General features: G+C 57.5%; 6 protein-coding genes. 3 read left to right on the top strand and 3 right to left on the bottom strand.

Annotated features, from left to right (window positions below; genetic code table 11):
• Positions 1-102 precede the first annotated feature (102 nt).
• Both B4F73_RS07275 and B4F73_RS07270 read left to right on the top strand, forming a co-directional pair.
• On the top strand, positions 103-780 hold the full coding sequence (locus B4F73_RS07275; protein WP_290482877.1) for a hypothetical protein: 678 nt from the start codon (positions 103-105) through the stop codon (positions 778-780).
• Positions 781-968: 188 nt separating this feature from the next.
• Positions 969-1436 carry a hypothetical protein gene (locus B4F73_RS07270; protein ID WP_034813016.1) on the top strand — a complete coding sequence of 156 codons (468 nt, stop codon included), beginning with the start codon at positions 969-971 and terminating at the stop codon, positions 1434-1436.
• Between the two features lie 71 nt (positions 1437-1507).
• Here the strand turns inward: B4F73_RS07270 and phaR are convergent, their stop codons facing one another.
• Complete coding sequence (phaR, locus tag B4F73_RS07265; RefSeq protein WP_206991777.1) at positions 1508-2080, bottom strand: polyhydroxyalkanoate synthesis repressor PhaR; 573 nt, start codon at positions 2078-2080, stop codon at positions 1508-1510.
• Positions 2081-2231: 151 nt separating this feature from the next.
• Here phaR and phbB point away from each other — a divergent pair, with 151 nt between their 5' ends.
• A complete protein-coding gene (gene phbB, locus B4F73_RS07260) occupies positions 2232-2957 on the top strand; it encodes an acetoacetyl-CoA reductase (RefSeq protein WP_034812987.1) in 726 nt (241 codons plus the stop codon).
• On the opposite strand, the gene B4F73_RS07255 is transcribed toward phbB, so the two are convergent.
• The gene (locus B4F73_RS07255) at positions 2954-3958 is read right to left on the bottom strand and encodes a zinc-dependent alcohol dehydrogenase family protein (protein ID WP_290482876.1); all 1005 of its coding nucleotides are present in this window, start codon (positions 3956-3958) and stop codon (positions 2954-2956) included. The genes phbB and B4F73_RS07255 overlap by 4 nt on opposite strands.
• Before the next feature lie 70 nt (positions 3959-4028).
• On the bottom strand, positions 4029-4829 hold an 801-nt coding region (locus B4F73_RS07250; RefSeq protein ID WP_290481835.1), incomplete at its 5' end, for an AMP-binding protein.

Genomic DNA, 4829 nt, shown 5'->3' with positions numbered 1-4829 from the left:
GTGCAGGGAACGAAATACATAGTTTCGTATCTTTAACGACGTTTTTATTTACATCATAAACGGGCGATGCGCTTCCTGCTCCTCATCCTCATGAGCCCCGCAATGGTCTGGCTTCTCAGCCCTGCTGCCGCGCAGCTGACAAGTGGAATCTCCGCGCCTGAAATCAGGGAGGGCGCGCATTCGATCGGTTACCGGGCCGCTTATGACCCGGACAGGTCGGGACTCGCGCAGCGCATCCATGCTGAACGCGCGCTGACCGGGAGCGTCGCCGTGAGGGGCGTGATCCAGGCACGCAAGACAGAGGCCCGCGCGGTTGATCTCGACTATGTTCAGGGAGAGTTGCGCTGGCAAATCACCCCGGACGGGGCGCGGTGGGCATCCGGTCTTCGGCTGGACGCGCGCTTCCGGGATGGCGGTCGCCCGGGCCAGGTCGCGCTACACTGGCTGAATCAGGCGCAGTTGACCGACACAGTGCGGTCCCGGTTTTCGATCATTGCAAGCATCCAGACCGGATCAGGTCGCGAATCTGGAACCTTCCTGCAAACACGGGGGGAACTCAGCCAGCGGCTGGAGGACGGAGTCGATATCGGCGCCGAAGTTTACAACACTTATGGCCCCGCAAACGATCTCTTGCCCGTGTCACAACAGGGCCATCTGGCAGGCCCCTTTGTCTCGCTTCCCCTGAATCAGTCCCTGACTTTGCGGACCAGCGCCCTGATTGGACTGACCGCCGGATCGACTGACGCAACATTTCGCGTTTTCCTGACCCAACGGTTTTAACCTCACAGAAGTCCCTCGCATCTGACGGATCATTACGGTAAACGTGATTTTAATGCAGACAAAGGACGGGTAAGTCCGCGATGGATCGCGAAACAAAATTGGCCGTCGCAGGTGCGGCTATCGCAAGACGGGAACAGAAGCGTCAAGAAAATGGCGGGTCTGGCGGCAAAACCGAGAAGGGGAATCTCATGCGCGCAATCTTCGGAATCTTCCCGCTGCTGGTTATCCCGGTAGCGCTCTATAATCTTCTGGCCATCGGTTTTGGCGGTTCAGTCGAAATGGCAAACGAATTCGGCGAGATCATTCGCGCGGATTCCGCGCCGATCCTGTCATTGTTGAACGACCGTTTTCTCGGTCTGCCGATGATTTCCGGCGTCGACTGGATCCTCACCAAAGGGGATGCGATCCTCTTGCTGGCCGTGGTCTTCCTGTTTCTGGAAATCCTGAAGTCGACCTCGACAGGCACGTCCACGATCATCAATCACGCAGTCTCGATGATCCTGTTCATCGTCTGCCTGATCCAGTTCCTGCTCTTGCCAAACTTTGCGACATCGACCTTCTTCATCCTGATGTCGATGACCTTGCTGGACGTTCTGGCAGGTGTTGTCGTCACGATCGTTTCTGCTCGCCGCGATTTTGGCGTCGGGGAAATGTAGACCGGTCCTGCCGGTTACAAATAAGGGCCTGCCAGCCGGCGGGCCCTTTTTCGTTTGAGCTGGAGAGGAAGTCAGTCTTTTCCGTAAAGGTCTGACAATTGTTTCTGAATCGCGGCCATCTGGGCCTGCATGTTGGAAAGCGCCTCCGCCTGGTATTCCATCATCGGATTCATGGAAGGTGTGCCATTCCGGGACTGCGCATTCTTCAGCGTCGGCATGAAGAGTTTCATCGCCTCTTCGAACATCGACATGTTGCGCTTGGCCTGTTGCTCGAACATGCTCATGGGGTTGGCAGCCTTGCGCCACTCCTTCTGGGCTTCGGCAAAACTGTTCATGGACATTTCCAGATACGAGGGCAGGAAAGTCTGGGCCCCGCCGCCATAAAAGCCGATCAACTGGCGCAAGAAGTTCAGTGGCAGCGCGCCTTCGCCCTTTGTTTCGTTCTCGAAAATAATCTGCGTCAGAACCTGACGGGTCAGGTCAGCCCCAGATTTTGCATCCCGCACCTCAAAGTCACGCCCTTCCCGGACGAGTTCAGAAAGGTGGTCAAGCGTCACGTAGGACGATGTCGACGTGTCGTAGAGACGACGGTTTGCATACTTCTTGATAATGATCAGATCGTCTGATCCATTTCCCTTGGCCATGTCCTGCCCTCTGCTTCTCCGACTTGCGAAGCAATTATTGTGCTATGCAACAAGTCTGACACAAATTTGCCCTGCGACCAATGTGCTATTGCTATCGATGCAACAGAATGGCTAGCTGATTGCCGTCAAACAAAACGGGAGGAAACACGTTATGACTAGAGTTGCTCTGGTCACAGGAGGCACGCGCGGTATTGGGCGGGCAATCAGTGAAACACTAAAAAACAAGGGCTATAAGGTTGCGGCCAATTTCGCCGGCAACCAGCAGGCCGCCGACGAATGCGCCAAAGAGCTCGGGATCAATTGCTACAAGTTCGACGTTGCAGATTATGATGCCGTTACGGAAGGTCTGGCGCAGATCGAAAAAGAGCTCGGTCCTGTTGACGTCGTGGTCAACAATGCCGGTGTTACCCGCGACGCACCGTTCCACAAGATGACGCGCGAGCAATGGCAGCAAGTGATCGATATCGATCTGACATCAGCGTTCAATGTAACGCGTCAGGTCTGGGAGGGCATGCGTGAGCGCGGCTGGGGCCGGGTCATCAACATCTCTTCCATCAATGGACAGAAAGGCCAGTTTGGTCAGGCGAACTATTCCGCCGCAAAGGCCGGCCTGATCGGCCTCAGCAAGGCACTGGCCCAGGAAGGCGCAAAGAAAGGCATCACCGTCAACACGGTCTGCCCAGGCTATATCGACACCGAGATGGTGCAGGCTGTTCCGGAAAAAGTCCTTGAGGGAATCATTGCGACGATCCCTGTCGGCCGCCTTGGCAAGGCCGAAGAGATCGCCTCAATGTGCGCCTATCTCGCCAGCGACGAAGCTGCCTTCATCACCGGCGCCACCATGACGGTGAACGGGGCGCAATACATCGCCACCTAGAGGCTCAATGTAATCTTGCCGAAATGCTGCTGGCTGGCCTGATGGGCAAAGGCGGCAGCAATTTCGGAAAGTGGGAAATCCTTGTCCAGCACGGGCTTGATGCCGTTGGCCTCGATGGCGGCAATCATGTCTTCCTGATGCCGGCGGGATCCGACCGTTATCCCCGACAGCGTAATGTTCAGTGAGAACAGAGCCGCTGTCGGGACTTCCCCGGACACACCCGTCAGCACACCGATAAGGGAAATATGGCCCCCTGGACGCGACGCTGTAATGGACTGGGCCAATGTGCCTGGCCCGCCAATCTCGACAACCTCGTCCACGCCTCGCCCTCCGGTCAGGGCTTTGGCTGCCTTTCCCCAGTCAGGCGTGTCCTTGTAATTGATCACATGATCTGCGCCCAGTTCTTTCACGCGCTGAAGCTTTTCATCAGAGGATGATGTGGAGATCACGCGGCACCCAGCCGCCTTGGCAAATTGGAGGGCGAAAATGGATACGCCGCCCGTGCCTTGGGTCAGCACCCAGTCACCCGGCTTGACCTTGGCCTCAACCATCAGGGCGCGCCATGCCGTCAAGGCCGCGCAGGGAAGCGTTGCCGCCTCTTGATAAGAGTATCCCTCAGGCATGCGCGTGAAGGATGTCTCTGGCGCGGCAACGAGTTCCGCGCCGAAGCCATCAGCGCCATCTCCCGGAACACTGGCGAACCCAGCCGCTTCGATTTCGCCGGCCTGCCAGTTGGGGAAGAACAGTGACACAACCTTGTCGCCAGGCTTGAATTTGGTGACACCCTCGCCAACTGCGACGACCTCACCCGCTCCATCCGACATGGGAATTCGTCCGTCATCTGTAGGGATGCCGCCCATGACCACCACGAAGTCGTGATAGTTCAGGCTGCTCGCATGAATACGAACGAGTATTTCCCCAACGGCCGGTTTGGGGTCCGCGCGGTCTTCTATGATCAGGTTTCCCGGCCCGCCGGGCTTCTTGACGGCAGCAACTTTCATGGTGGTCTCCTCCTGTGTTTCCCACAGGGGAGCTATGGCTCCGCTAGGGAAGTCAAGCGACAGGCGAAAACTAGGTGGCGCTCAATTGCAGCCGCGCTTCCCTCAGCGCCTTTCTTCTCACTTTTCCCGCATCATCGCGTACGGGTTCAGGCACAAACTCGAAACTCTTTGGAATCTTGTAGCGCACCAGGTGATCGGCGAGATGAGCATTCATCTCTTCGGCGTCTACTGAGCCTTCGGGTCGATCGATGATCGCATGCAGCCGGGCGCCCATATCATCATCCGGCAAGCCGATCACGGCAGACGACCGCACTCCGGGAAACGCATCAATCGCCGCTTCCACTTCGGCGGGGTAGATGTTCGCGCCGCCAGACAGGATCATGTCGGAAAGCCTGTCCGTCAGGTAGAGATATCCCTCTTCATCCATCCACCCGAGATCGCCTAGACTTTCCCAGCCGCCTTCGATGGATTTGGCTTCCGCGCCGATGTAGCGATATGTCGTGCCCTGGCCCGTCAGGGGCCTGAGGAAGACTTCCCCGACCTCGCCGGATGGAAGCGTCTCGCCCGCCTCCCCGACAATCTTGATTTCGCATGCCTCAACAGGCCGGCCTACAGAGCCTTTGTGCGTCAGCCATTCATCCCCGCGGATCATGGTCGTTCCCTGCCCTTCGGTGCCGGCATAAAGCTCCCAGATCACTTCCGCGCCGAGCCACTCAATGAAGCATTCCTTCAGCCAGGCCGGGCAGGGTGCGGCCAGATGCCAGAGCGTCTGCAAGCTCGACAGATCGTAACCTGTCCGTACATCTTCAGGCAGCGCCCAGATGCGGCGCATCATAGTCGGCACCATATAGACGATATTGATCTTCAGGCG

The organism is Hyphomonas sp. UBA3601 (assembly GCF_002375605.1).
Classification (GTDB): domain Bacteria; phylum Pseudomonadota; class Alphaproteobacteria; order Caulobacterales; family Hyphomonadaceae; genus Hyphomonas.
The sequence above is the reverse complement of the archived record's forward strand: the minus strand, read 5'-3'. Positions and strand labels throughout refer to the sequence as shown.